Consider the following 21,338-nt stretch of genomic DNA (forward strand, 5'->3'; position numbering starts at 1 on the left):
CCCCGGAACCAACGAACAGAGGATCGAGAATTGAACGCGAAGTTCGACAGCGAGATCCGTCAGCGCTACCTCGCTGTGGATACAGCCAACGTCGCCGACGTGCTCGACACACTGGGACTGACGAACCAGGGACTCGCCGCAGAATTCGCTGCCGTGTCGGGCACACGTCTGGCGGGCTGGGCCTACACCATCGCCGGCCGGATGCAGTACTACGAAGGCGGCGGTGACCCGATGAAGATGGAAGCCTGCAATGGCATCGGGCCTGACGAGATCTCGGTGTGGAGTGGAAACGGTGAGGGAATCTGCTACTTCGGTGAACTCATCGCGGTTGGTATGAAGGAGCAGGGATCTGTGGGGGCACTCGTCGACGGCGGTGTGCGCGATGTCCGGTGGTTGAACGAACATGAGATCCCCGTGTTCGCCCGGTATCACACGTCGGTGCAGTCGATCGGACGCTGGAAGGTCACTTCATATCAGGAATCCGTTTCGTTGAGGGGCGCGACCTCGACCTGGGTCACGGTCGATCCCGGTGACTTCGTCGTTGCAGACGAGGACGGAGCTGTGGTGATTCCGCAGCAATACATCGGACGGGTCCTCGAGGAGGCCGAGCGTTTGACGGCGACCGAAGTGAAGATCCGGGAGGCGTTGGCGGCAGGCGACTCGCTGAGCGAATGCCTGGCGAAGTTCGGCCGCGTCTGATTCCCTGGCTCCTCTTTACCTGCTACTACCGTTGGTCAGGAGCCGAGCATTTCCTCGAGGTCATCGAGCACGAGCATCGCGCCTGTCGGACCCAGTGCGAGGAACCATGTTTCGTCGCTCACGCGCGTCGCCCGCCCGTCTTCGACCGCTGCGAGTTCATTCCAGAGTGGGCCTGCGATGACCGCCGCTTCGCCGGTGTCCTCAGGTCGGCCGTAACTGGTGTAGAAGATGCGGTCGCCCTCTGCCTGGGTGATGGTCTCGGGGCTGACCTCGACGGCCAGCTCGTCGACATCCTGCAGAGGCGGCCTGGGCAACCCCACGTCCTGAAGGATGACGCCGATGAACGAGAGGTTTCCGTACAGCCGGATCTTCCCGGACATGAACCGGACGAGGGAGATTGTCGGCGGCGTCCCGTCGAGCGAGGCACGGATGTCGTCGGCGCGTCGTTGGTAGTTGTTGAGCACCTCGACGGCTTCGTTCTCCTCGCCGACCGCGTCGGCGACGAGCAGGAAGTTCTCCTTCCACGGAAACCCGGGTCGGATGGCGAAGACGGTCGGTGCGATCTGCGAAAGTTGGGGGTAGAGCTGGTCCGCTCGGAGCTTCGAACCCAGGATCAGATCCGGCTCGAGCGCCGCGATGGCTTCGAGATCGAGGTTGTTGATCGTGCCGACATCGGCAACGCCATCGAGCTTGTCGGCCAGGTACGACGGTTGTCCGGCCGCGCTTTCGGGGTTCGCAAGACCGACCGGGGTGATACCGAGCGACAGAACATCGTCGAGTTCGCCACCATCGAGCACGACCACCCGGGTGGGTTTGCTTTCGAGAACCGTCTCGCCGAGCGCGTGGGTGACGGTGCGGGGGAAGACACCCGGATCGGCGTCGCTGCCGAGCTTTGCTGTTTCGGTGTCGGCCGTAGCGAAGAGCGCACCTCCCGTGGCCACGTCTGCGTTTCCGGCAGGTTGATTCTGGGGCTCCGACGTGCCGCAGGAGGCGAGAAACGTGATCGCTAGAGCTGCGGCACTCACACGGCGCCAGATCTTGTGCATGAGGGGAGGCTACCCTGTGTGCTTCGGCGGAGATAGCTCTCCACGGTCCCGTGATAGTGAACCCGTGCCTCTGGTAGAAGGCCAGCTCTGAGGGATTCTGCTCGTTGACATCCAAGGTGAGATCCGGTCATTCGCCGAGGCTGGGCTCAACATATGCGACAAGCAGGGCATCAGCACTCCGCTTCACGAGGCCGCAGGTACTGTCACGAGGTGACCGATCGCCGAAAGATCCTCTACGTCGACCTCGACAACACGCTGGTCCACTTCAAGTCCGGAATCGATCGGCTCGGCGCTGACGACTTCCAGGAGTACCAGGACCGCTACGACGAGGCGCCCGGGATCTTCGCGCTGATGGATCCCATCGACGGTGCCGTCGAAGCATTCACACTCCTGGCCGAACACTTCGATGCGTACATACTCTCGACTGCTCCGTGGAAGAACCCGTCGGCGTGGTCGGACAAGCTGCTGTGGGTGCAGAAGCATTTCGGCATCGAGCCCACCTCCGTCGCCTACAAGCGGTTGATCCTGTCGCACCACAAGAACCTCAATCACGGAGACTTCCTGGTCGACGACCGCGACCACAATGGCGCGAAGGACTTCACCGGTGAACTGGTCAAATTCGGCAGCGCCGAGTTCCCCGACTGGGGAGTGTCCGATAAACGGTGGATCCGGCCTGGCATCGGTTAGTTGATGCGTCCTTCGAAAGTGATCGCGAAGGCATTGAGGGCAGGCTTCCACCTCATCGCCCATCGTGCCCTACCCCGACCGGTGGGGTCCAGCGCCCGCGTCGCAAGATAGAGACACTTCAGCGCGGCCTGCTCGGTCGGGAAATGCCCACGGGCGCGGATCGCACGCCGGTAGCGGGCATTGATCGACTCGATCGCGTTCGTCGAGCAGATCACCCGCCGGATCTCGACGTCGTAGTCGAGGAACGGCACGAACTCGCTCCACGCGTTCTCCCAGAGCCGGACGATCGCCGGATACTTCGGTCCCCACTTGGTGGCGAACTCGACGAACCGTTCCTTGGCCGCGGCCTCGGTCGGAGCGGTATAGATCGGTTTGAGATCGCGGGACATCTCGTCCCAATGCTGGCGTGGTGCGAATCGAAAAGTGTTGCGGATCAAGTGGATAACGCAAGTTTGCACCACTGCGAGTTCCCACACGGTGTTGATCGCCTCCGGCAAGCCTTTCAACCCGTCGCAGACGACGATGCACACATCGGCCACTCCGCGGTTTTTGATCTCGGTGAGCACCGCCAGCCAGAACTTCGCGCCTTCCCCGCCGTCGCCGGCCCACAACCCCAGGATGTCGCGTTCACCGTTGACGGTCACCCCGATCGCGACGTAGATCGGTCGGTTGGTGACCTGACCGTCGCGGATCTTGACGTGGATGGCGTCGATGAACACCACCGGATACACCCGATCGAGGGGCCGGTTCTGCCACTCGGTCATCTCCTCGAGCACCTTGTCGGTGATCCGGGAGATGGTGTCCTTCGACACCGACGCTCCGTAGATATCCTGAAAGTGTGCCGAGATCTCGCCGGTGGTCAATCCTTTGGCGCTGAGCGAGAGCACGATCTCGTCGATGCCGGTCAGCCGCCGTTGCCGTTTGCGCACGATCTTCGGTTCGAAGCTCGAGTCGGTGTCCCGCGGGACGTCGATCTCGACCGGGCCGATCTCGGTGAGCACCGTCTTCGATCTGGTGCCGTTGCGGGAGTTGCCGCTGCCGCGACCGGCCGGGTCGTTCTTCTCGTAGCCGAGGTGCTCGGTCATCTCCGCATCCAGTGCGGTTTCGAGCACGTTCTTCGTCAACTGCCCGAGCAGTCCGTTCGGGCCCATCAGCTCGATGCCCTGCTCTTTGGCCTGGGCCAGCAGCTGCTGCGCCAACTCCAGCTGGTTCACCTCGTCCGCCATGGGCTCCAGTGTTTCCGTCACGGTCGATCCTTCCCGCCAAGCTCGCTGCTCGGCGTGTCAGGCCAACCCGGATCCACCGTTATTCAGACAGTCCCCCCGACTGGGATGCGGTAACCGCCCATCTGCTGGCTGCAGTCGGAAGCTAGCACGGTGAAAGTCACGGATGCGACCTCGGGGACGGCCAAGTGTCAGCTGTCCGTTCATGACGTGTCCGAGGCGGGCAGGCTCGAGCTGCGGGCGGCCGCGGTCAGTGCACTCCTCGCCATCGGTAGCGCGTCGAATGAGCTCGGCAACGCTCGCGCCGAGGCAGCCGAGGGTGGATCGAAGATCCTGTGGACCGACTACTCGATCGACAGGGACGGCTCGGTTCGGCTGTCAACGGCCGTGCACAGGTGTACACGGTGATCGGCTCGGGCAAGGGGCCCACCATGCTTGACCCCTCGGGTCCGAGCGTCGGCAGCGTCGAGAGTCTGTTGGGCCGCCTTGGGAATCTGCAGGGCGGTTCGTTCTCGAGCTGACGCCCGGTGTCGCCGAGACCCACCTCTCCGGGAGGCCCGTTCGATCACTCGGCGGACGTGAACCTCGTGAATCGCCGGCCGGGGAGAGTCCTGCCGGAAGTGGCATTGTCTCTGTCGGGAGTAAGCCGCGGGCGCGTATCGCCTACCGGGCGTCGACCCGTGAGAGCTCTTTCATATGCTTGGCGGTACGCACGCCGTAATCGGCGTCGGTCGCGTACGGTTCCACCGATCCGGACACCGACCGGCGAGTGACGTGCGTCTCGTCTGGGCTGCACCCAACAGCCTGCGACGTGTCAGACGAGCCGGAAAGGCAGAGGAGCGCAGTGAGCACCCCGGAATTGGCACAGTGGAACTCGCAAGAGGCTATTGCGGAAGCAATGATCCCGATCATCGGCGGTCTGCACCGTCGGCATTCGGTCACGATCTTGCTTCACAGCCGCTCCCTCGTGAACAAGTCGGTGATCGGCATTCTGCGGACGCATCGTTTCGCACGTCAGATCCGCGGCGACGAGCTGTCGGTCGAGGCAACCTTCCCGTTCCTCGAGGCGCTGACCGATCTCGACCTGCAGCCGTCGAAGATCGATCTCGGTCTACTGGTGACGGCTTATCAGGCCGAGGGCGCCGGACGGTCCATCCCGGAGTTCGTCGCCGAGACCCTCTCGGACCTGGTCGGTGGCGCTCAGACGAGCCCCGCGAAGCCGCAGGACGTCGTCCTCTACGGCTTCGGTCGGATCGGCCGCCTCGTCGCCCGTTTGCTCATCGAGAAGGCCGGCTCGGGCAACGGCCTGAACCTGCGCGCTGTGGTGGTGCGGAAGGGCAGTGGTGACGACCTGACCAAGCGTGCGTCTCTGCTGCGTCGCGACTCGGTCCACGGGCAGTTCAACGGCACGATCAAGGTCGACGCCGAGAACAATGCCCTGATCGCCAACGGCAACGTCATCAAGTTCATCTACAGCAACGATCCGGCGAGCGTCGACTACACCGAGTACGGCATCGACAACGCCATCCTGATCGACAACACCGGCATCTGGCGCGACCGCGACGGGCTGTCGAACCACCTTCGCCCCGGTATCGCCAAGGTGGTGCTCACCGCACCGGGTAAGGGCGACCTTCCGAACATCGTGCACGGCGTCAACCACCGCGCCATCGACCCGGACGAGAAGATCGTCTCGTGCGCGTCCTGCACCACCAATGCCATCGTGCCGCCGCTGAAGACCATGGACGACAAGTTCGGTGTGCTGCGTGGCCACGTCGAGACGGTGCACTCGTTCACCAACGACCAGAACCTGCTGGACAACTACCACAAGGCCGACCGTCGCGGTCGTTCCGCGCCGTTCAACCTGGTGCTCACCGAGACCGGCGCAGCTTCGGCGGTCGCGAAGGCGCTTCCCGATCTGAAGGCGAAGATCACCGGCAACTCGATCCGCGTTCCTACGCCGGATGTGTCCGTCGCGATCCTGCACCTGCAGCTGACTCGTGAGACCACCAAGGAAGAGGTGCTCGAGCACCTGCACCAGGAGTCGCTGACCGGTGCGCTGCGCCGCAACCTCGACTACACCTCGGCCACCGACGCAGTGTCGAGCGACTTCATCGGATCGCGCGCGGCGTGCATCATCGACGCCAACGCAGCGATCGTCGACGGCGACACCGCCATCCTCTACGTCTGGTACGACAACGAGTTCGGCTACTCGTGCCAGGTGGTGCGTACCGTCCAGTACCTGTCGGGTGTGGAGTACCCCGTCTATCCCATCACGGAAGCCGGCCCCGTGGAGCATGTCGAGGCGCCTGCCGCTGCACAGGCATAGCAGTCCTGTACGGATCGGACCAACGACAGTCCTCCAGCGACTCGTCGACGAGAGAACCCATCCTCACCTGAGGGTGGGTTCTCTCGTGCGTAGGGCCATTGGTGGCGTCGAGGAGGAGTAGCGGCCGTCGAAATCAGGGGAGGTTGTGTGCGGTTCCGGTGAAGAACTCGCACACAACCTCCCCTGGGTTCGCCACTCCGGCCCTGCTGTGCACCGACCCTCGCGGTCGGGGAACCGTCCGGCCCGACTCGGTCAGGGCTGGTAGTCGGGGTACTTCGTGTGCAGCTGGAAATACCCGGTCACGTTCTCCCGAAGCCAGTCCTTGCCGTCCTCGGGCGTACGACCGTCGCAGATCGCGTCGCCTTCGATGCAGACTCGTTCGACGTGGATCTCGCCGAAGTCGTTGCGGCCGCCGCCGAGCGTCACGCCGGGAACCACGGGACCCGGGAACAGGGTCTCGACGCCGCGGTCGTCGCGGGGGTCGGAGTAGAGAATGCCCGAGATCCGCTCGGGGGGAACGGATCCGTCGGCGGCGACCTCGGCGAGAACGTCGCCGGCGATCGAGGCGCCCTGCGAGTAGCCGAGAACCAGCAGGTCCGAGTCGGGGCAGGTGCTGTGTCGGACGGTGATGGTCTGGCGGAGTCGCTGATGCCCGATCTGCTTCGACCTGTCGTATGCGATGGTGCCGTCGTCGTCGATGCCGTCGAAATCGTCGTGCGAGCCGGTCCCCGGCAGCGGCACGACCACTGCGGGGTAGCGGATGTGTTCGACCACGGTGCCGGGAGCCTCGAACCGAGCGGAGATCTTCGCCAAGGGGGACTCGGGATCGATCGAGTCGAGGGTCTCGAAGCCTCGGGTTCCGTCGACGGCGAGGACATACCGTTCGGGGCAGTTGCGAACCGGGTCGGCGGACGCGGAACCGACGGGACCCGCGACGCTCAGTCCTGCAGTGAGCAGACCTGCGACGAGCAGGCCGACGGTACGTGTGCGTCTGCGATCGATCCGGGACATGCGCGATTCTCCTCGTGTGCCCCCGACAGACAACAATTGAGGTCGATGATATCGACGTCTCGTTTGTTCGGCATGTTAAAGATGCGCGCTTTCCGGTGATCATGCTCACCCCCGGTGGGGGAGTTCGGTGGCCATTCCGTCAGGCCTGCACAGCTGGGGTACGGGCGGCCAATTCGGTGATGAAGGCGGCAATCTCCCCGGGGTTCTCTTCGGCCATGAAGTGGCCGCTGGTAGTGGCCTGATAGGTGAAGTCGGGTGCCCACGCTTGCCAGAGGGCCGAGGCGTCGAAGCCCAGTTGCGAGCCCCAGTCCTGGGAGATTACCGCGACGGGCATGGTGAGCCGAGCGCCGCGTTCGCGGTCGGCGAGGTCCATGTCGAGGTCGATGCCGGCGGTGGCGCGGTAGTCGGCCACGATCGAGTCGATGGAGTTGATCGAGCGGGTGACGTAGAGCATGTCTCTTATGGCCTAGATCGTTTGTGCGGCATAATGCACTGCCGTGGTCGATGCGTTGTCTTCCCGGCTGGTACCGGATGCGTTGTGGGAGATCGTCGAACCGTTGCTGCCCGGATTCCGGGCGCGGCCCCAAGGCGGCGGCCGGGCGGCGATCGATGATCGGGCGGTGTTCACCGCGATCGTCTACGTGCTCACCAGCGGCTGTGCCTGGCGGCACCTGCCACCGTCGTTCGGGGTCAGCGTTCCGACCGCACACCGCCGCTTCACCACCTGGGTTCGGGCCGGGGTGTTCGACGAGCTGCACCGCCGGGTCCTCGATCGGCTCGGTGCCGGTGGGGACCTGGACTGGTCCGCCGCGATCCTGGACGCAGCGCACGTGCGGGCGAAAAGGGGGGCTCTCTGACCGGTCCCAGCCCGGTCGATCGACGCAAGAACGGCTCGAAGATCCACATCCTCTCCGATGCCGACGGCATTCCCCTCGTCACGGCGGTGACCTCGGCGAACACCCACGACAGTGTCATGCTGCAACCCATGGTCGCTGCGATTCCGGCGGTGCGTTCGCGTCGCGGTCCGCGGCGCCGCCGACCCGGCCGGTTGCGGGCGGACAAGGGTTACGACTACCCCGTACACCGCCGGTGGCTGCGGGCCCGGGGCATCGTTCCGCGGATCGCCCGCCGCGGCGTCGACAGCAGCGAACGCCTCGGCCGCTACCGATGGAAGATCGAACGCACCCTGGCTTGGCTGAGCGGCTATCGCCGGCTGACGATGCGCTACGAACGTCACGGTGAGAACTTTGCTTCCTTTCTCCAACTCGCCGCTGCGCTGACCTGCTTCAAGAAACTCACCAAATGAGACATGCTCTCAATCCAGCGCAGGGCCTCGTCGGCGGCCGCCGCCTGATCGACATGCTCCGCGAGCACCAGCTCGACAACGTCCTCGATGCCTTCGAGGCAATCCTCGAGAGCCACGAGCACGCCATCTACGAGATTCGCCGCATCCTGCGGCCCCGCAAGACCGACCCGACCAAGCTCGGCAATGCCGCACGCTCGGTTCGCATCCGCGGCCGCGGCCCCCGGGCCAGCATGCACAACATCCTCGGTCGCCTCGCGGTCGACGGAGCCGCACAGAACAAGGTTCGCCCGGACATCGGGGACGATGGAATCTTGCGTGTCTACCAGCACGAACGCGGCCCGGTGTTCCCGACCGTCGAGCGGTACTTCGTCGTCGCCCCGGCCCTGGCGTTACCGAAAGAGCACGCCAACTTCGACCGGTGGTGGACAGAAACCTTCGCCGCCGAGGCGATGCAGCCGGCAGTGTAAGGCACGGGGGACGTGCCATCTACGCACGTCAGTGGGTGAACCGGGTAGGCCGCCGGTCCACGGTCCAGAGATGGTCACTGTCGCGTACCGGGTCTGTTGGAGGGTCTCATCACACGGAAGGATGAGATCCATGGGAGCACCGCGAAAGTACCCGGAGGAGCTGAAGGAACGAGCGACGCGGCTGGCAGTCGAGGCACGCCGCGATCCAGGATCGAAAACAGGAGCGATCAAGCGGATCGCCGAGCAGTTGGGCATCCATCCCGAGGCCCTGCGCACCTGGGTTCGTCAGGCCGAGATCGACGGTGGTGTCCGCCCCGGCACCACGACGGACGAGGCGAAACGAATCGCCGAACTCGAACGCGAGAACCGAGAACTGCGCCGTGCCAACGAGATCCTGAAGACGGCGTCGGCGTTTTTCGCGGCAGCGGAGCTCGACCGCAAACTCAAGTGATCGTCGACTACATCGACGCCCACAAGGCCGATCACGGGGTCGAGCCGATCTGCAGAGTCCTCACTCGGACCGGTGTGCAGATCGCCCCGTCAACGTACTACGCAGCAAAGACCCGTCCACCCTCAGCGCGGGCGGTCCGCGACGCGGAACTGATCGAAGAAATCCACCGGGTCCACGCCGAGAACTACGCCGTCTACGGTGCCCGCAAGGTCCATGCGGAGCTGCAGCGGCAAGGGATCCGGGTGGCCCGGTGCACCGTCGAGCGCCTGATGCGCGCCGAAGGGTTACGCGGCATCGCCCGGTCGAAGAACCCCCGGACCACGATCGCCGCAGCGGACACCGACAAGCCTGCTGACCTGGTCAACCGCGGATTCACCGCCTCAGCACCGGACCAGCTGTGGGTCGCCGATATAACTTATGTCCGCACGTTCGCCGGATGGACGTATGCCGCGTTCGTCATCGACGTCTTCTCACGCCGCATCGTGGGATGGCAGTTGTCGACGAGTCTGCGCACCGATCTCGCACTCGATGCATTGGAGATGGGCATCTGGACCCGCGAACATGCAGGTCAGGGCCTGTCCCAGTTGATACATCACTCCGACCGCGGAGCTCAATATCGAGCTATCCGCTACACCCAGCGCCTTGCCGAGGCCGGCGCGGTCGCTTCGGTGGGCAGCCGCGGCGATTCGTATGACAACGCCCTCGCCGAGGCGTTCAACTCGCTGTTCAAGGCCGAGCTGGTCCGTAACAAGGGACCGTGGCGCTCTATCGATGACCTCGAAATTGCGGTGGCCGAGTACATCGATTGGTTCAATCACCGGAGGTTGCACGGTGAGATCGGGATGATCTCGCCCGTCGAAGCCGAACAGTCCTACTACGATTCACATAGTCCCGCCGGAACAACCGAGCGGGTCGTCGAGAGCCTCTACTGAAGCCGGGGCGCAACACACAGTCTCCACAGAGCCAGCACCGCGGCGCGCAGGCTCGCGGAGATGATGCGGTGGTCGCGGTGCAGGCGTGGGTTCGAGTGACCGCGGTCGGTGAGGATGCGCGCGGCGTCGGATATGGCGATGGGGTCGAGGTCGGTGCGGGCGCGTAACCGGTAGGCCAGGGCGTGGCGGGTGTGGGGGATGCGGTGCGGGCCGGTGTCGACGACGGCCGGCGGGTCCAGCCGGGTGTTGTCGTCGCTGATCCGGATCACGACGTCGCCGGGCTCGAGGCGGGTGCGACGGTCGGGGCCTGGGCTGTCCTCGCGGACCCATTCGGTGCGGTAGCGCGGGTCCGGCCCGCCCCTGCCGGGCGCAGGGGAGACCTGGCTGGTCTCGTCGTCGGTGGGGGTGTAGTCGTGAAGGTGTCGCAGGAACATCCGGCGTACGGGGGTGGGCAGGAAGTCGTGCTCGAGACGCGCGCGGCTGCCGATCCCGGCCAACGGCACGACGCGGCCGATCTGCCAGATGGCGGTGGCGCTGTCGAGGAACACCTCATCGACCACGGCGGTGTCTTCGAGACGGTCGAGGAAGGCATGTGCTGCGGCGACGGCGGCGGGGTCGTCGGTGATCAGCGCGGTTTCGTCGGCGACGGTGGAGGCATGGGAGGCGCTGGCCGGGCCGACGATCACCTTCTCTGCGGTGACGATCAGACCGGTGTGCAGGTTCGCAGTCGACAGCACCTGCACCCCGACGTCGAGGAAGTGGGCGAGGGCGGTGGGGGAGGTGGCGTGTGCGCGCACCGCGGGGCGGGCGGCGTTGACGACCAGCTGGTCCCCGGCCCGCAGCGGCAAAAGGTCGGGCGCGGTGTGGTCGAGGTAGGCGATGGCCACGCGGCGCGGCCCTCGGCTGCGGAGGGCCGCGGTGATGGCCGGCCAGGGGTGCGGTGCGTGCAGGACGGTGGCCACAATCGGTCACCCTATCGGCCGGCACGTTCCGGGTGGCCGGATGACAGCCGCGCCGAGGGTGTGCGTTTTCCGGCGCCCGGCGGCGTGTCTGCCCAGGGCGGGGGACGTGTCATCACACGAGGTCATATCCGGTTTCTGTGCGATTGCTCCGATAGTCCGCCGGAGTCCGGAGGGGGCGGCGACATGGGCACGCTCGTCGGGTGCGACGAGTGTCGCGGGGCGGTGCCGGGTCCGGCACGTACGCGGTGTGGTGGGACTGTGGTCGATATTGGAGCTCTGGTGCGCCTCGGACAATGCGTCGGCGGCCGGTAGCGTGCGTGCCGGCCGTGTTCTGGTCCGTGGCAGGGGTACGTGGGCGCAGGGCGCGCACAGCGGGAGTGGGTGGCCGACCGCAGTGACGCTGCGGTCGACGGCCGGAAGAGTGGGGGCAATGGAGATTGTTGTGGTCGGGGCGATCGCGGTGGCGATCGTGGTGGGGTTCGATCAGTTGGCGTTGTGGGCCGAACGCAAAGGCTGGATCTATTGGCGACGGCACACATCCGGCGGCGGATCGGCGGATGCGGGGGCGGGCATGCTGGGGGTGATGGACGAACTCTTCTCTCCGGCAACCCGACACACGGCGGAGGAGATCGTCGGCAAGCAGAACGGCCGGATGGACCTGTCTGTCGGCGGGGACGGGTGGATCGATCTGGACAGCGGCCGGGTGCATCTCCCGACCGTCGGGGAGCGGGTGCAGGACCACACCTTCGGTGGCGGGCCCGATGGACGGCCGCAGTAGCTGGTGGCAGCGCAGTGTTGCGCCCCGGCTTCAGTAGAGGCTCTCGACGACCCGCTCGGTTGTTCCGGCGGGACTATGTGAATCGTAGTAGGACTGTTCGGCTTCGACGGGCGAGATCATCCCGATCTCACCGTGCAACCTCCGGTGATTGAACCAATCGATGTACTCGGCCACCGCAATTTCGAGGTCATCGATAGAGCGCCACGGTCCCTTGTTACGGACCAGCTCGGCCTTGAACAGCGAGTTGAACGCCTCGGCGAGGGCGTTGTCATACGAATCGCCGCGGCTGCCCACCGAAGCGACCGCGCCGGCCTCGGCAAGGCGCTGGGTGTAGCGGATAGCTCGATATTGAGCTCCGCGGTCGGAGTGATGTATCAACTGGGACAGGCCCTGACCTGCATGTTCGCGGGTCCAGATGCCCATCTCCAATGCATCGAGTGCGAGATCGGTGCGCAGACTCGTCGACAACTGCCATCCCACGATGCGGCGTGAGAAGACGTCGATGACGAACGCGGCATACGTCCATCCGGCGAACGTGCGGACATAAGTTATATCGGCGACCCACAGCTGGTCCGGTGCTGAGGCGGTGAATCCGCGGTTGACCAGGTCAGCAGGCTTGTCGGTGTCCGCTGCGGCGATCGTGGTCCGGGGGTTCTTCGACCGGGCGATGCCGCGTAACCCTTCGGCGCGCATCAGGCGCTCGACGGTGCACCGGGCCACCCGGATCCCTTGCCGCTGCAGCTCCGCATGGACCTTGCGGGCACCGTAGACGGCGTAGTTCTCGGCGTGGACCCGGTGGATTTCTTCGATCAGTTCCGCGTCGCGGACCGCCCGCGCTGAGGGTGGACGGGTCTTTGCTGCGTAGTACGTTGACGGGGCGATCTGCACACCGGTCCGAGTGAGGACTCTGCAGATCGGCTCGACCCCGTGATCGGCCTTGTGGGCGTCGATGTAGTCGACGATCACTTGAGTTTGCGGTCGAGCTCCGCTGCCGCGAAAAACGCCGACGCCGTCTTCAGGATCTCGTTGGCACGGCGCAGTTCTCGGTTCTCGCGTTCGAGTTCGGCGATTCGTTTCGCCTCGTCCGTCGTGGTGCCGGGGCGGACACCACCGTCGATCTCGGCCTGACGAACCCAGGTGCGCAGGGCCTCGGGATGGATGCCCAACTGCTCGGCGATCCGCTTGATCGCTCCTGTTTTCGATCCTGGATCGCGGCGTGCCTCGACTGCCAGCCGCGTCGCTCGTTCCTTCAGCTCCTCCGGGTACTTTCGCGGTGCTCCCATGGATCTCATCCTTCCGTGTGATGAGACCCTCCAACAGACCCGGTACGCGACACAGTGCCCGGGTGCCCCAGGCGATGGCCGCAACCCGGCAGGCCACGGTCTCATCTCGCCTCTCGGATGTGGCGTGAACCAGAGTGTCTAGCGAGGCGCTTCGGGTGCTCCACCGTCTACCCTGTGTCGGTGACCTGCCGTAACCATTTGGTGTTCGATGACCCGTCGTGTGTTTACTGCAATTCGGCCCGTACGCGGGTAGCGGCGGAGAGAGCCGCTCGATCGGCCAAGAATATGGAGCGCATCGCCCAGGCGGAGTACAAGCGAGGCGAAGCCGAGCGACGACAGTTGAAGCAGGAAGAAAAAGCCGCGCAACGAGCAGAAGCGAAGCGTGCGTTTCGGCAGTCCCAGCAAGCCAAGCGCCAGGCGCAGCTTCACGCTACCGAGGCAGCTCGTGCTGCTCAGGGTGGAGGTCTGCTCCTCGGGGAAAAGCTCGTGAGGTGGCTGGTTATCGCCTTCGTATGGCTGGTCCTTCTTGGGTTTACTGCACAGATTCCCGTCGTCGGATGGATCGTCCTGATCGCGCCGATAGTCGCCGCGGTGCTGTGGTGGCGAAAACGCCGCCAAACTGCCTCGACCGGTTTTAAACAGCAGTAGTCGACGCCGAAGATGTAGTTCCTGCCGCCGCTTACGCGCGGGTGGGGTAGATGCGGACGTCGTAGGTGTGGGCGTCGGCGGCGGTGTAGCCGGCGAGAGTGACCGCGTGGCCGGCGGCGTCGTGGACCGATGCCGGGGGACGTGTCATCAGTGCAGCTCAGAGCGCAGTGTCGCAGCGGCCCACATGATCTGACCGATCTCCGTGCTCCACACAGGCAGGCTGTTCGGATATCGCCGAAGTGCGGCCGGTGGTCAGGTTCCTGCGGGTTCGATGGCCCTGTGCCGGTGTCGGTGTCGGCTCTGCGTTGCGGTGTTGGGTAGCGTCGACGCGTCCGGAACATGAGGGGTCGGGACTATCTGGCCGTTCGGGCCGGGGGTGAGGGTGAGGGGAGTCGACGTGCGAAGTCGAGCATCGATGGGGACGAGACGGGCGAGGATGCTCGCCGCGGCGGTGGCGGCGATGATGCTCGTGCCTCTGGGCGGTGGGGTGGCGTCGGCGCAGGACCGTGACGACGATCCGATCGTGGCCTCGCAGGGCTTGCTCGCCGATCCGGTCGCCCCGAACGGCTCGCGCATCGTCTCGAGTGAGATCGACGGCCAGTACCTGACGGTGCAGGTGTACTCGGCGGCGATGGACACGACCATCCCGGTGCGGGTGCAACGCCCCCACGATGCGTCCGAGCCGCGTCCGGTGCTGTATCTGGTCAACGGGGCGGGCGGTGGCACCGATTCGGCGACGTGGTGGGCCAACACCGATGTCGGGGAGTTCCTGACCGGTCAGAACGTCAATGTGGTCATGCCCCTCGGTGGGGCGTTCTCCTACTACACCGACTGGAAACGCGAAGACCCGAACCTCGGGATGAACAAGTGGCAGACGTTCTTCCTCGACGAACTCCCCCCACTGATCGACGCCGCCTTGGACACCAACGGCGTGCAGGCCATCGCGGCGAACTCGATGACCGCCACGGCGGTGTTGCAGTACGCGATCGCCAAACCCGGCTTCTATTCGGCGGTGGCCGGGTACAGCGGATGCGCCCAGACCTCGGATCCGGTCGGCCGCGAGTTCGTCAAGTTGGTCGTCGAGACCTGGGGCGGCGGCGATGTGCGCAATATGTACGGCGAGGACGATGATCCGGCGTGGGTGGCCAATGATCCGGTGGTCAACGCCGAAGGGCTGCGCGGCACGCGTCTGTTCATCTCGGATGCGACGGGTTTGCCCGGCCCGCACGACACCCTCGGCAACGAGTTCACCATCGGGGAGCAGGACGCGGCGCTTGATCAGCAAGGGCTGGCGTTGGCCAATCAGGTCGTCGTCGGCGGGGTGATCGAAGCGGCCGTGCACTGGTGCACCACCAATTTGCAGACCCGTCTGCGTGAGCTCGACATTCCCGCGACGTTCGATCTGCAGCCGGCCGGGACGCATTCGTGGGGTTACTGGCAGGACGCATTCCACCGGTCCTGGCCGCTGCTGGCCGAGGAACTGGGGTTGCCGCAGCCGCAATGACCCAACATTGCCGGTGACCGCTCACCGGGATCGTCAGGTACCCGGCACGACTGCATCCGCATGCGCCCGTCTGTGTCGTGATCGCGCGTGTACTGAAGTGCCCGGAACCGGGTCCCCACCCACGCGGGGTGGGGACATGCCGTCCGGCCAGTTCAGCGCCTGTTTATCTGGCGGGTTGTCGCGTACCGGGTCTGTTGGAGGGTCTCATCACACGGAAGGATGAGATCCATGGGAGCACCGCGAAAGTACCCGGAGGAGCTGAAGGAACGAGCGACGCGGCTGGCAGTCGAGGCACGCCGCGATCCAGGATCGAAAACAGGAGCGATCAAGCGGATCGCCGAGCAGTTGGGCATCCATCCCGAGGCCCTGCGCACCTGGGTTCGTCAGGCCGAGATCGACGGTGGTGTCCGCCCCGGCACCACGACGGACGAGGCGAAACGAATCGCCGAACTCGAACGCGAGAACCGAGAACTGCGCCGTGCCAACGAGATCCTGAAGACGGCGTCGGCGTTTTTCGCGGCAGCGGAGCTCGACCGCAAACTCAAGTGATCGTCGACTACATCGACGCCCACAAGGCCGATCACGGGGTCGAGCCGATCTGCAGAGTCCTCACTCGGACCGGTGTGCAGATCGCCCCGTCAACGTACTACGCAGCAAAGACCCGTCCACCCTCAGCGCGGGCGGTCCGCGACGCGGAACTGATCGAAGAAATCCACCGGGTCCACGCCGAGAACTACGCCGTCTACGGTGCCCGCAAGGTCCATGCGGAGCTGCAGCGGCAAGGGATCCGGGTGGCCCGGTGCACCGTCGAGCGCCTGATGCGCGCCGAAGGGTTACGCGGCATCGCCCGGTCGAAGAACCCCCGGACCACGATCGCCGCAGCGGACACCGACAAGCCTGCTGACCTGGTCAACCGCGGATTCACCGCCTCAGCACCGGACCAGCTGTGGGTCGCCGATATAACTTATGTCCGCACGTTCGCCGGATGGACGTATGCCGCGTTCGTCATCGACGTCTTCTCACGCCGCATCGTGGGATGGCAGTTGTCGACGAGTCTGCGCACCGATCTCGCACTCGATGCATTGGAGATGGGCATCTGGACCCGCGAACATGCAGGTCAGGGCCTGTCCCAGTTGATACATCACTCCGACCGCGGAGCTCAATATCGAGCTATCCGCTACACCCAGCGCCTTGCCGAGGCCGGCGCGGTCGCTTCGGTGGGCAGCCGCGGCGATTCGTATGACAACGCCCTCGCCGAGGCGTTCAACTCGCTGTTCAAGGCCGAGCTGGTCCGTAACAAGGGACCGTGGCGCTCTATCGATGACCTCGAAATTGCGGTGGCCGAGTACATCGATTGGTTCAATCACCGGAGGTTGCACGGTGAGATCGGGATGATCTCGCCCGTCGAAGCCGAACAGTCCTACTACGATTCACATAGTCCCGCCGGAACAACCGAGCGGGTCGTCGAGAGCCTCTACTGAAGCCGGGGCGCAACAGAAAGCCTGTGTGCTGTGAGCTGGGGTGATGGCATGTCCCGGTGTGCCCTGCGTGTCAGCATGAGCTGAGTCCACTGGTTCACAGCAACCCCGCCTGCAGGGCGAGATACGGATCAACCCAACGATGACGATGTCCACCCAACGATGACGATGTCCACCCCTACAGCGGTCGAGGACAATGACCGCATGGCCTCCACTCACCCCCGCGCCGACGGACCCCGCCGGCGCGTGTTCAGCCCCGCCGACAAGCTCTCCCACCTGGCCGCGTACGAACAGGCCTGCGAGACGAACGAGGGCGGGGCATACCTACGCCGTGAAGGCCTGTACTCGTCGCTGATCAGCGAGTGGCGCAAACAACGCGACGCCGGGGTCCTCGACGGCAAGCAGCCCGGCGCGAAGATCGGCAAGCTCACCGCCGAGCAGGCCGAGATCGCCCGCCTCAAGCAAGAGCTCGCCCGGGCGAACAAGCGGTTGACCACCACCGAGGCCGCCTTGGACATCATGGGAAAAGCGCACGCTCTCTTGGACTCTCTCTCCGAGAGAGCGGATTTCGGCGACAAGCCCAACAAGCGCTGACCGTAGCGTGGACCGAACTGACCGAAGCCGGGGTGTCGACGAGGACGGCTGGCAGGTCCCCGATAGTCGGTCCGGTCGTTTCTAGAGCCGGTTCCTCTGTGCAGTCGATCAGTCGATCTCGCACGCCACGGGCTGGTGCCGGTGGGTGCATCCGGCAGCGTACTCGGCGGGGGTCTTGTACCCCAATGCCGAATGACGGTGTCGGTGATTGTGGTCGTCCTTGAAGTCCTCGATCACCACCCGGGCCTCGAGCAGAGTGGGCCAGTAGTTGCGGTTCAGACACTCATCGCGCAACCGGTTGTTGAACGATTCGATGAACCCGTTGTTCCACGGCGTACCCGGCGGAATGTAGGACACCCCCACCGACCCAGCACAGAAGTCCCGCAGCGCTTCCGAGATGAACTCCGGCCCGTTGTCCATGCGCAACACCAGCGGCGGCCCACCCCACATCGCGAACTGTTGCGCCCCGGCTTCAGTAGAGGCTCTCGACGACCCGCTCGGTTGTTCCGGCGGGACTATGTGAATCGTAGTAGGACTGTTCGGCTTCGACGGGCGAGATCATCCCGATCTCACCGTGCAACCTCCGGTGATTGAACCAATCGATGTACTCGGCCACCGCAATTTCGAGGTCATCGATAGAGCGCCACGGTCCCTTGTTACGGACCAGCTCGGCCTTGAACAGCGAGTTGAACGCCTCGGCGAGGGCGTTGTCATACGAATCGCCGCGGCTGCCCACCGAAGCGACCGCGCCGGCCTCGGCAAGGCGCTGGGTGTAGCGGATAGCTCGATATTGAGCTCCGCGGTCGGAGTGATGTATCAACTGGGACAGGCCCTGACCTGCATGTTCGCGGGTCCAGATGCCCATCTCCAATGCATCGAGTGCGAGATCGGTGCGCAGACTCGTCGACAACTGCCATCCCACGATGCGGCGTGAGAAGACGTCGATGACGAACGCGGCATACGTCCATCCGGCGAACGTGCGGACATAAGTTATATCGGCGACCCACAGCTGGTCCGGTGCTGAGGCGGTGAATCCGCGGTTGACCAGGTCAGCAGGCTTGTCGGTGTCCGCTGCGGCGATCGTGGTCCGGGGGTTCTTCGACCGGGCGATGCCGCGTAACCCTTCGGCGCGCATCAGGCGCTCGACGGTGCACCGGGCCACCCGGATCCCTTGCCGCTGCAGCTCCGCATGGACCTTGCGGGCACCGTAGACGGCGTAGTTCTCGGCGTGGACCCGGTGGATTTCTTCGATCAGTTCCGCGTCGCGGACCGCCCGCGCTGAGGGTGGACGGGTCTTTGCTGCGTAGTACGTTGACGGGGCGATCTGCACACCGGTCCGAGTGAGGACTCTGCAGATCGGCTCGACCCCGTGATCGGCCTTGTGGGCGTCGATGTAGTCGACGATCACTTGAGTTTGCGGTCGAGCTCCGCTGCCGCGAAAAACGCCGACGCCGTCTTCAGGATCTCGTTGGCACGGCGCAGTTCTCGGTTCTCGCGTTCGAGTTCGGCGATTCGTTTCGCCTCGTCCGTCGTGGTGCCGGGGCGGACACCACCGTCGATCTCGGCCTGACGAACCCAGGTGCGCAGGGCCTCGGGATGGATGCCCAACTGCTCGGCGATCCGCTTGATCGCTCCTGTTTTCGATCCTGGATCGCGGCGTGCCTCGACTGCCAGCCGCGTCGCTCGTTCCTTCAGCTCCTCCGGGTACTTTCGCGGTGCTCCCATGGATCTCATCCTTCCGTGTGATGAGACCCTCCAACAGACCCGGTACGCGACAAACGCCTTCTCCAAGCCTTCGATCAACCGCCCGGCGGTGATCGAGCGGTCCACGATGTTCAACAACGACATCCGGGTATGTTCATCGACCATCGACGCGATCTTCACCGTCTTGCCGTCGACGGTCGAATCGAACTGGAAGTCTAATGCCCACACCACATTCGGAGCATCCGCGTCGACGATCGGAACCGAGGATTGGCCGGCACGTTTGCGGCGTGGGGCACGCCGGACCTGCAATCCTTCTTCTTTCCACAGGCGGTGCACCTTCTTCTTGTTCACCTCGATGCCCTGGTCGTAGCGCAGCCATGCCCACGCCCGACGAAACCCGTGCCGCGGATGCTTGCGGGAATACCTGCGCAACTCTGCGCGCAGATCGGCGTCCGGGTCGCCTGGTGTCTGCGCCAACGGCAACCGCCGGTAAACCGATCGGGAGAGCCCAACGACCTTGCACGCGAACCGCTCCGACATCTGTAGGGTGTCGGTGAGCATGGTGATCGCGGCGCGTTTGGCGGTCGGGCTTAGAATTTTCCCTTCGCGATCTCCCGCAACGCGTCCTTCTCCAACTCGGCATCTGCGAGCAATCGCTTGAGCCGGCTGTTCTGCTCCCGCAGTTCCTTGAGCTCCTTCGCCGCATCGGCATCCATGCCGCCGTATTGACGACGCCAGTTGTACAGCGTCGCCGCCGACACCTCGAGCGCGGCGGCGATCTCCTCGCCGTTCTTGCCTTCCGCGGCCAACTCGTCGGCCCGGCGCAGCTTGCGCACGATGTCCTCGGCCGAGTGACGTTTGCGTCCCGCCATGATTCCTATCGTCCCTTCTTCGCCCTTACCAGGGCAATCAGGACTCTAGAACAACCCGGACCTACTCACAGGGGACACGCCACGGCCAGCACGCTGACCGGTGTGGTCCGCTCGACCGCGGTCCGGCGGCGCACCGCAGCCACCACACCGACCCCGCCGGTGATGTCGGCTCCGCCGGTCGAGCCGGCGAACAAGCTCACGCCGATCGAACGCCGCCGCATCCTCGAGGTGCTCGATAGTGATCGGTTTGTCGATCAGGCGCCGCTCGAGGTGTATGCGCAGCTGCTCGACGAGGGCATCTACCTGTGCTCGGTGTCCACGATGTACCGGGTGTTGCGGGAGAACGCGCAGGTCAGCGAGCGTCGCCGGCTTGCGCGGCATCCGGCGAGGACCTGCCCGGAGTTGGTCGCGACCGCGCCGCGGCAGGTGTACTCGTGGGACATCACGAAGCTTGCCGGGCCGGAGAAGGGCCGCTACTTCGATGCGTACGTGATGATCGACATCTACTCGCGGTACATCGTCGGAGTCCATGTTCACGCGCACGAATCGGGTGTGCTGGCGCGGGAGTTGATGGAGCAGATCTTTGCCGTACACGGCATTCCGCAGGTCGTGCACGCTGACCGTGGTACGTCGATGACCAGCAAGTCCGTCGCCACGTTGCTGGCCGATCTCGAGGTCACCCGTTCGCATTCGCGGCCGCGGGTTTCGAACGACAATCCGTATTCCGAATCGGTGTTCAAGACCCTCAAGTACGGGCCAGGGTTTCCTGATCGGTTCGGATCACTCAGTCAGGCAAGGGAATTCATGATCAGCTTCACCGAATGGTACAACCACGAACATCGCCACACCGGAATCGGGTTGCACACGCCCGCCGATGTCCACTTCGGTCTGGCCGCCGGCAAGGCCGCCGAACGCCGGCAGGTACTCGATGCCGCCCGTGCCCGGCATCCGCACCGCTTCGGCACCACCACCGCGCCGAAGATCCTCGACCTGTCCGACACCGTCTATATCAACCGGCCAGCCGACGATCCCGAGACCACAGTGGAGGACGACACGATAGCCGCCTGACACCCACTGGACTCAAACCGCTTGACACATTCCGAACGGCTGGACCGGCGACGCGGATCATTCGCTGCTCAGTTATCGATGTCCAGGTCCGTGGTTACTGCAACCGAAGCAACCCACTTCCCTTCGGCCTCGACAATTGAATGCGAGATCGAGATCACTACCGCCCCCTCACTCACGCACACTTCATTTGCGAAGGTGGCTGCTTGGTTGGACAACTCGCGGTGTAGCTCAGTAAGGGTGCTGTACGGACCAAGTTCGAGGGTGTAGACCTCATACGCGTGGTTCGTGCTCATTGCCTG

General features: G+C 64.7%; 20 protein-coding genes, 3 pseudogenes and 4 other annotated features. Of the genes and pseudogenes, 12 read left to right on the top strand and 11 right to left on the bottom strand.

The genetic code is table 11. The features are described from left to right. Positions 1 to 30 precede the first annotated feature (30 nt). The gene (locus tag CKW34_RS12390; protein WP_095092024.1) at positions 31 to 699 is read left to right on the top strand and encodes an RraA family protein; all 669 of its coding nucleotides are present in this window, start codon (positions 31 to 33) and stop codon (positions 697 to 699) included. Between the two features lie 35 nt (positions 700 to 734). On the opposite strand, the gene CKW34_RS12395 is transcribed toward CKW34_RS12390, so the two are convergent. Then, a complete protein-coding gene (locus CKW34_RS12395; RefSeq protein ID WP_059384830.1) occupies positions 735 to 1,745 on the bottom strand; it encodes an ABC transporter substrate-binding protein in 1,011 nt (336 codons plus the stop codon). 210 nt (positions 1,746 to 1,955) lie between these two features. Between CKW34_RS12395 and CKW34_RS12400 the strand changes: the two genes are divergently transcribed. Beyond that, on the top strand, positions 1,956 to 2,432 hold the full coding sequence (locus CKW34_RS12400) for a 5' nucleotidase, NT5C type (RefSeq protein ID WP_095092025.1): 477 nt from the start codon (positions 1,956 to 1,958) through the stop codon (positions 2,430 to 2,432). Here the strand turns inward: CKW34_RS12400 and CKW34_RS12405 are convergent. After that, entirely contained in the window at positions 2,429 to 3,658 is a 1,230-nt protein-coding gene (locus CKW34_RS12405) for an IS256 family transposase (protein ID WP_080968475.1), read from the bottom strand. The genes CKW34_RS12400 and CKW34_RS12405 overlap by 4 nt on opposite strands. An 895-nt stretch (positions 3,659 to 4,553) precedes the next feature. Between CKW34_RS12405 and CKW34_RS12415 the strand changes: the two genes are divergently transcribed. Further along, the gene (locus tag CKW34_RS12415; protein ID WP_059384843.1) at positions 4,554 to 5,981 is read left to right on the top strand and encodes a glyceraldehyde-3-phosphate dehydrogenase; all 1,428 of its coding nucleotides are present in this window, start codon (positions 4,554 to 4,556) and stop codon (positions 5,979 to 5,981) included. A gap of 252 nt (positions 5,982 to 6,233) precedes the next feature. Here the strand turns inward: CKW34_RS12415 and CKW34_RS12420 are convergent, their stop codons facing one another. Further along, positions 6,234 to 6,992 carry a cutinase family protein gene (locus CKW34_RS12420; RefSeq protein WP_059384842.1) on the bottom strand — a complete coding sequence of 253 codons (759 nt, stop codon included), beginning with the start codon at positions 6,990 to 6,992 and terminating at the stop codon, positions 6,234 to 6,236. 139 nt (positions 6,993 to 7,131) lie between these two features. Then, entirely contained in the window at positions 7,132 to 7,446 is a 315-nt protein-coding gene (locus CKW34_RS12425) for an alpha/beta fold hydrolase (RefSeq protein WP_064059973.1), read from the bottom strand. Between the two features lie 43 nt (positions 7,447 to 7,489). Here CKW34_RS12425 and CKW34_RS12430 point away from each other — a divergent pair. The 3 genes from CKW34_RS12430 to CKW34_RS12440 all read left to right on the top strand — a co-directional run bounded on the left by CKW34_RS12430 (position 7,490) and on the right by CKW34_RS12440 (position 10,148). Continuing rightward, positions 7,490 to 8,298 (top strand): IS5 family transposase gene (locus CKW34_RS12430; RefSeq protein ID WP_414896213.1). Its coding sequence is split into 2 segments (ribosomal slippage): positions 7,490 to 7,837 and positions 7,840 to 8,298, totalling 807 coding nucleotides; the frame shifts between segments, so codons are not numbered across the junction. Next, on the top strand, positions 8,295 to 8,765 hold the full coding sequence (locus CKW34_RS12435) for a hypothetical protein (RefSeq protein WP_155739930.1): 471 nt from the start codon (positions 8,295 to 8,297) through the stop codon (positions 8,763 to 8,765). Before CKW34_RS12430 ends, CKW34_RS12435 begins: the two co-directional genes overlap by 4 nt. Positions 8,766 to 8,895: 130 nt before the next feature. Beyond that, positions 8,896 to 10,148, top strand: a protein-coding gene (locus CKW34_RS12440; RefSeq protein ID WP_370670884.1) for an IS3 family transposase whose coding sequence is annotated in 2 segments (ribosomal slippage) — positions 8,896 to 9,187 and positions 9,187 to 10,148 — 1,254 coding nt in all. Because the reading frame shifts where the segments join, the coding sequence is not laid out codon by codon here. Next, positions 9,174 to 9,305, top strand: a sequence feature (AL1L pseudoknot). Its footprint overlaps the gene before it by 132 nt. Here CKW34_RS12440 and CKW34_RS12445 read toward each other — a convergent pair. Beyond that, complete coding sequence (locus CKW34_RS12445; RefSeq protein WP_064059970.1) at positions 10,142 to 11,110, bottom strand: hypothetical protein; 969 nt, start codon at positions 11,108 to 11,110, stop codon at positions 10,142 to 10,144. The two genes, CKW34_RS12440 and CKW34_RS12445, sit on opposite strands and share 7 nt — an antisense overlap. Before the next feature lie 442 nt (positions 11,111 to 11,552). Between CKW34_RS12445 and CKW34_RS24540 the strand changes: the two genes are divergently transcribed. After that, positions 11,553 to 11,888, top strand: coding sequence for a hypothetical protein (locus CKW34_RS24540; protein ID WP_064059971.1), 336 nt, complete (start codon positions 11,553 to 11,555; stop codon positions 11,886 to 11,888). Positions 11,889 to 11,918: 30 nt separating this feature from the next. Here the strand turns inward: CKW34_RS24540 and CKW34_RS12455 are convergent. Next, positions 11,919 to 13,171 (bottom strand): IS3 family transposase gene (locus tag CKW34_RS12455; protein WP_370670884.1). Its coding sequence is split into 2 segments (ribosomal slippage): positions 11,919 to 12,880 and positions 12,880 to 13,171, totalling 1,254 coding nucleotides; the frame shifts between segments, so codons are not numbered across the junction. Further along, positions 12,762 to 12,893 (bottom strand) — a sequence feature (AL1L pseudoknot). Its footprint overlaps the gene before it by 132 nt. Before the next feature lie 180 nt (positions 13,172 to 13,351). Between CKW34_RS12455 and CKW34_RS12460 the strand changes: the two genes are divergently transcribed. The 4 genes from CKW34_RS12460 (at position 13,352) to CKW34_RS12475 (ending at position 17,395) form a co-directional block, all read left to right on the top strand. Then, on the top strand, positions 13,352 to 13,819 hold the full coding sequence (locus CKW34_RS12460; RefSeq protein WP_155419004.1) for a hypothetical protein: 468 nt from the start codon (positions 13,352 to 13,354) through the stop codon (positions 13,817 to 13,819). A 415-nt stretch (positions 13,820 to 14,234) separates the two neighbouring features. Beyond that, complete coding sequence (locus CKW34_RS12465) at positions 14,235 to 15,323, top strand: alpha/beta hydrolase (protein ID WP_174479695.1); 1,089 nt, start codon at positions 14,235 to 14,237, stop codon at positions 15,321 to 15,323. Between the two features lie 228 nt (positions 15,324 to 15,551). After that, positions 15,552 to 16,804, top strand: a protein-coding gene (locus CKW34_RS12470; RefSeq protein ID WP_370670884.1) for an IS3 family transposase whose coding sequence is annotated in 2 segments (ribosomal slippage) — positions 15,552 to 15,843 and positions 15,843 to 16,804 — 1,254 coding nt in all. Because the reading frame shifts where the segments join, the coding sequence is not laid out codon by codon here. Beyond that, positions 15,830 to 15,961 (top strand) — a sequence feature (AL1L pseudoknot). Its footprint overlaps the gene before it by 132 nt. Positions 16,805 to 17,005: 201 nt before the next feature. After that, the gene (locus tag CKW34_RS12475) at positions 17,006 to 17,395 is read left to right on the top strand and encodes a hypothetical protein (RefSeq protein ID WP_157742106.1); all 390 of its coding nucleotides are present in this window, start codon (positions 17,006 to 17,008) and stop codon (positions 17,393 to 17,395) included. Between the two features lie 108 nt (positions 17,396 to 17,503). Here CKW34_RS12475 and CKW34_RS12480 read toward each other — a convergent pair. From CKW34_RS12480 to CKW34_RS12495, 4 genes and pseudogenes are all read right to left on the bottom strand, one after another. Next, positions 17,504 to 17,836, bottom strand: a pseudogene (locus CKW34_RS12480) (integrase core domain-containing protein); the annotation flags it as partial. Between the two features lie 31 nt (positions 17,837 to 17,867). Next, a protein-coding gene (locus CKW34_RS12485) for an IS3 family transposase (RefSeq protein ID WP_370670884.1) occupies positions 17,868 to 19,120 on the bottom strand; the annotation gives its coding sequence in 2 pieces (ribosomal slippage) (positions 17,868 to 18,829 and positions 18,829 to 19,120; 1,254 coding nt in all). Then, positions 18,711 to 18,842 (bottom strand) — a sequence feature (AL1L pseudoknot). (Overlaps the previous gene by 132 nt.) A gap of 324 nt (positions 19,121 to 19,444) precedes the next feature. Then, positions 19,445 to 19,660: pseudogene (locus tag CKW34_RS12490) on the bottom strand (IS3 family transposase); the annotation flags it as partial. Positions 19,661 to 19,689: 29 nt separating this feature from the next. Then, a complete protein-coding gene (locus CKW34_RS12495) occupies positions 19,690 to 19,971 on the bottom strand; it encodes a transposase (RefSeq protein ID WP_054807785.1) in 282 nt (93 codons plus the stop codon). Between the two features lie 84 nt (positions 19,972 to 20,055). Between CKW34_RS12495 and CKW34_RS12500 the strand changes: the two are divergent. Next, positions 20,056 to 21,039, top strand: a pseudogene (locus tag CKW34_RS12500) (transposase); the annotation flags it as partial. A gap of 68 nt (positions 21,040 to 21,107) precedes the next feature. On the opposite strand, the gene CKW34_RS12505 reads toward CKW34_RS12500, so the two are convergent. Further along, a complete protein-coding gene (locus CKW34_RS12505; protein ID WP_059384860.1) occupies positions 21,108 to 21,332 on the bottom strand; it encodes a hypothetical protein in 225 nt (74 codons plus the stop codon). Between the last annotated feature and the right edge of the window lie 6 nt (positions 21,333 to 21,338).

It is taken from the genome of Rhodococcus rhodochrous (genome assembly GCF_900187265.1).
In the GTDB taxonomy this organism is placed as follows: domain Bacteria; phylum Actinomycetota; class Actinomycetes; order Mycobacteriales; family Mycobacteriaceae; genus Rhodococcus; species Rhodococcus rhodochrous.

What these genes read in the sequence shown, in the direction of transcription:
- CKW34_RS12395 (WP_059384830.1), bottom strand. Translation starts at nt 1,745, where the DNA reads ATGCACAAGATCTGGCGCCGTGTGAGTGCCGCAGCTCTAGCGATCACG.
- CKW34_RS12405 (WP_080968475.1), bottom strand. Translation starts at nt 3,658, where the DNA reads ATGGCGGACGAGGTGAACCAGCTGGAGTTGGCGCAGCAGCTGCTGGCC.
- CKW34_RS12415 (WP_059384843.1), top strand. Translation starts at nt 4,554, where the DNA reads ATGATCCCGATCATCGGCGGTCTGCACCGTCGGCATTCGGTCACGATC.
- CKW34_RS12420 (WP_059384842.1), bottom strand. Translation starts at nt 6,992, where the DNA reads ATGTCCCGGATCGATCGCAGACGCACACGTACCGTCGGCCTGCTCGTC.
- CKW34_RS12425 (WP_064059973.1), bottom strand. Translation starts at nt 7,446, where the DNA reads ATGCTCTACGTCACCCGCTCGATCAACTCCATCGACTCGATCGTGGCC.
- CKW34_RS12435 (WP_155739930.1), top strand. Translation starts at nt 8,295, where the DNA reads ATGAGACATGCTCTCAATCCAGCGCAGGGCCTCGTCGGCGGCCGCCGC.
- CKW34_RS12465 (WP_174479695.1), top strand. Translation starts at nt 14,235, where the DNA reads ATGGGGACGAGACGGGCGAGGATGCTCGCCGCGGCGGTGGCGGCGATG.
- CKW34_RS12475 (WP_157742106.1), top strand. Translation starts at nt 17,006, where the DNA reads ATGGCCTCCACTCACCCCCGCGCCGACGGACCCCGCCGGCGCGTGTTC.
- CKW34_RS12495 (WP_054807785.1), bottom strand. Translation starts at nt 19,971, where the DNA reads ATGGCGGGACGCAAACGTCACTCGGCCGAGGACATCGTGCGCAAGCTG.
- CKW34_RS12505 (WP_059384860.1), bottom strand. Translation starts at nt 21,332, where the DNA reads ATGAGCACGAACCACGCGTATGAGGTCTACACCCTCGAACTTGGTCCG.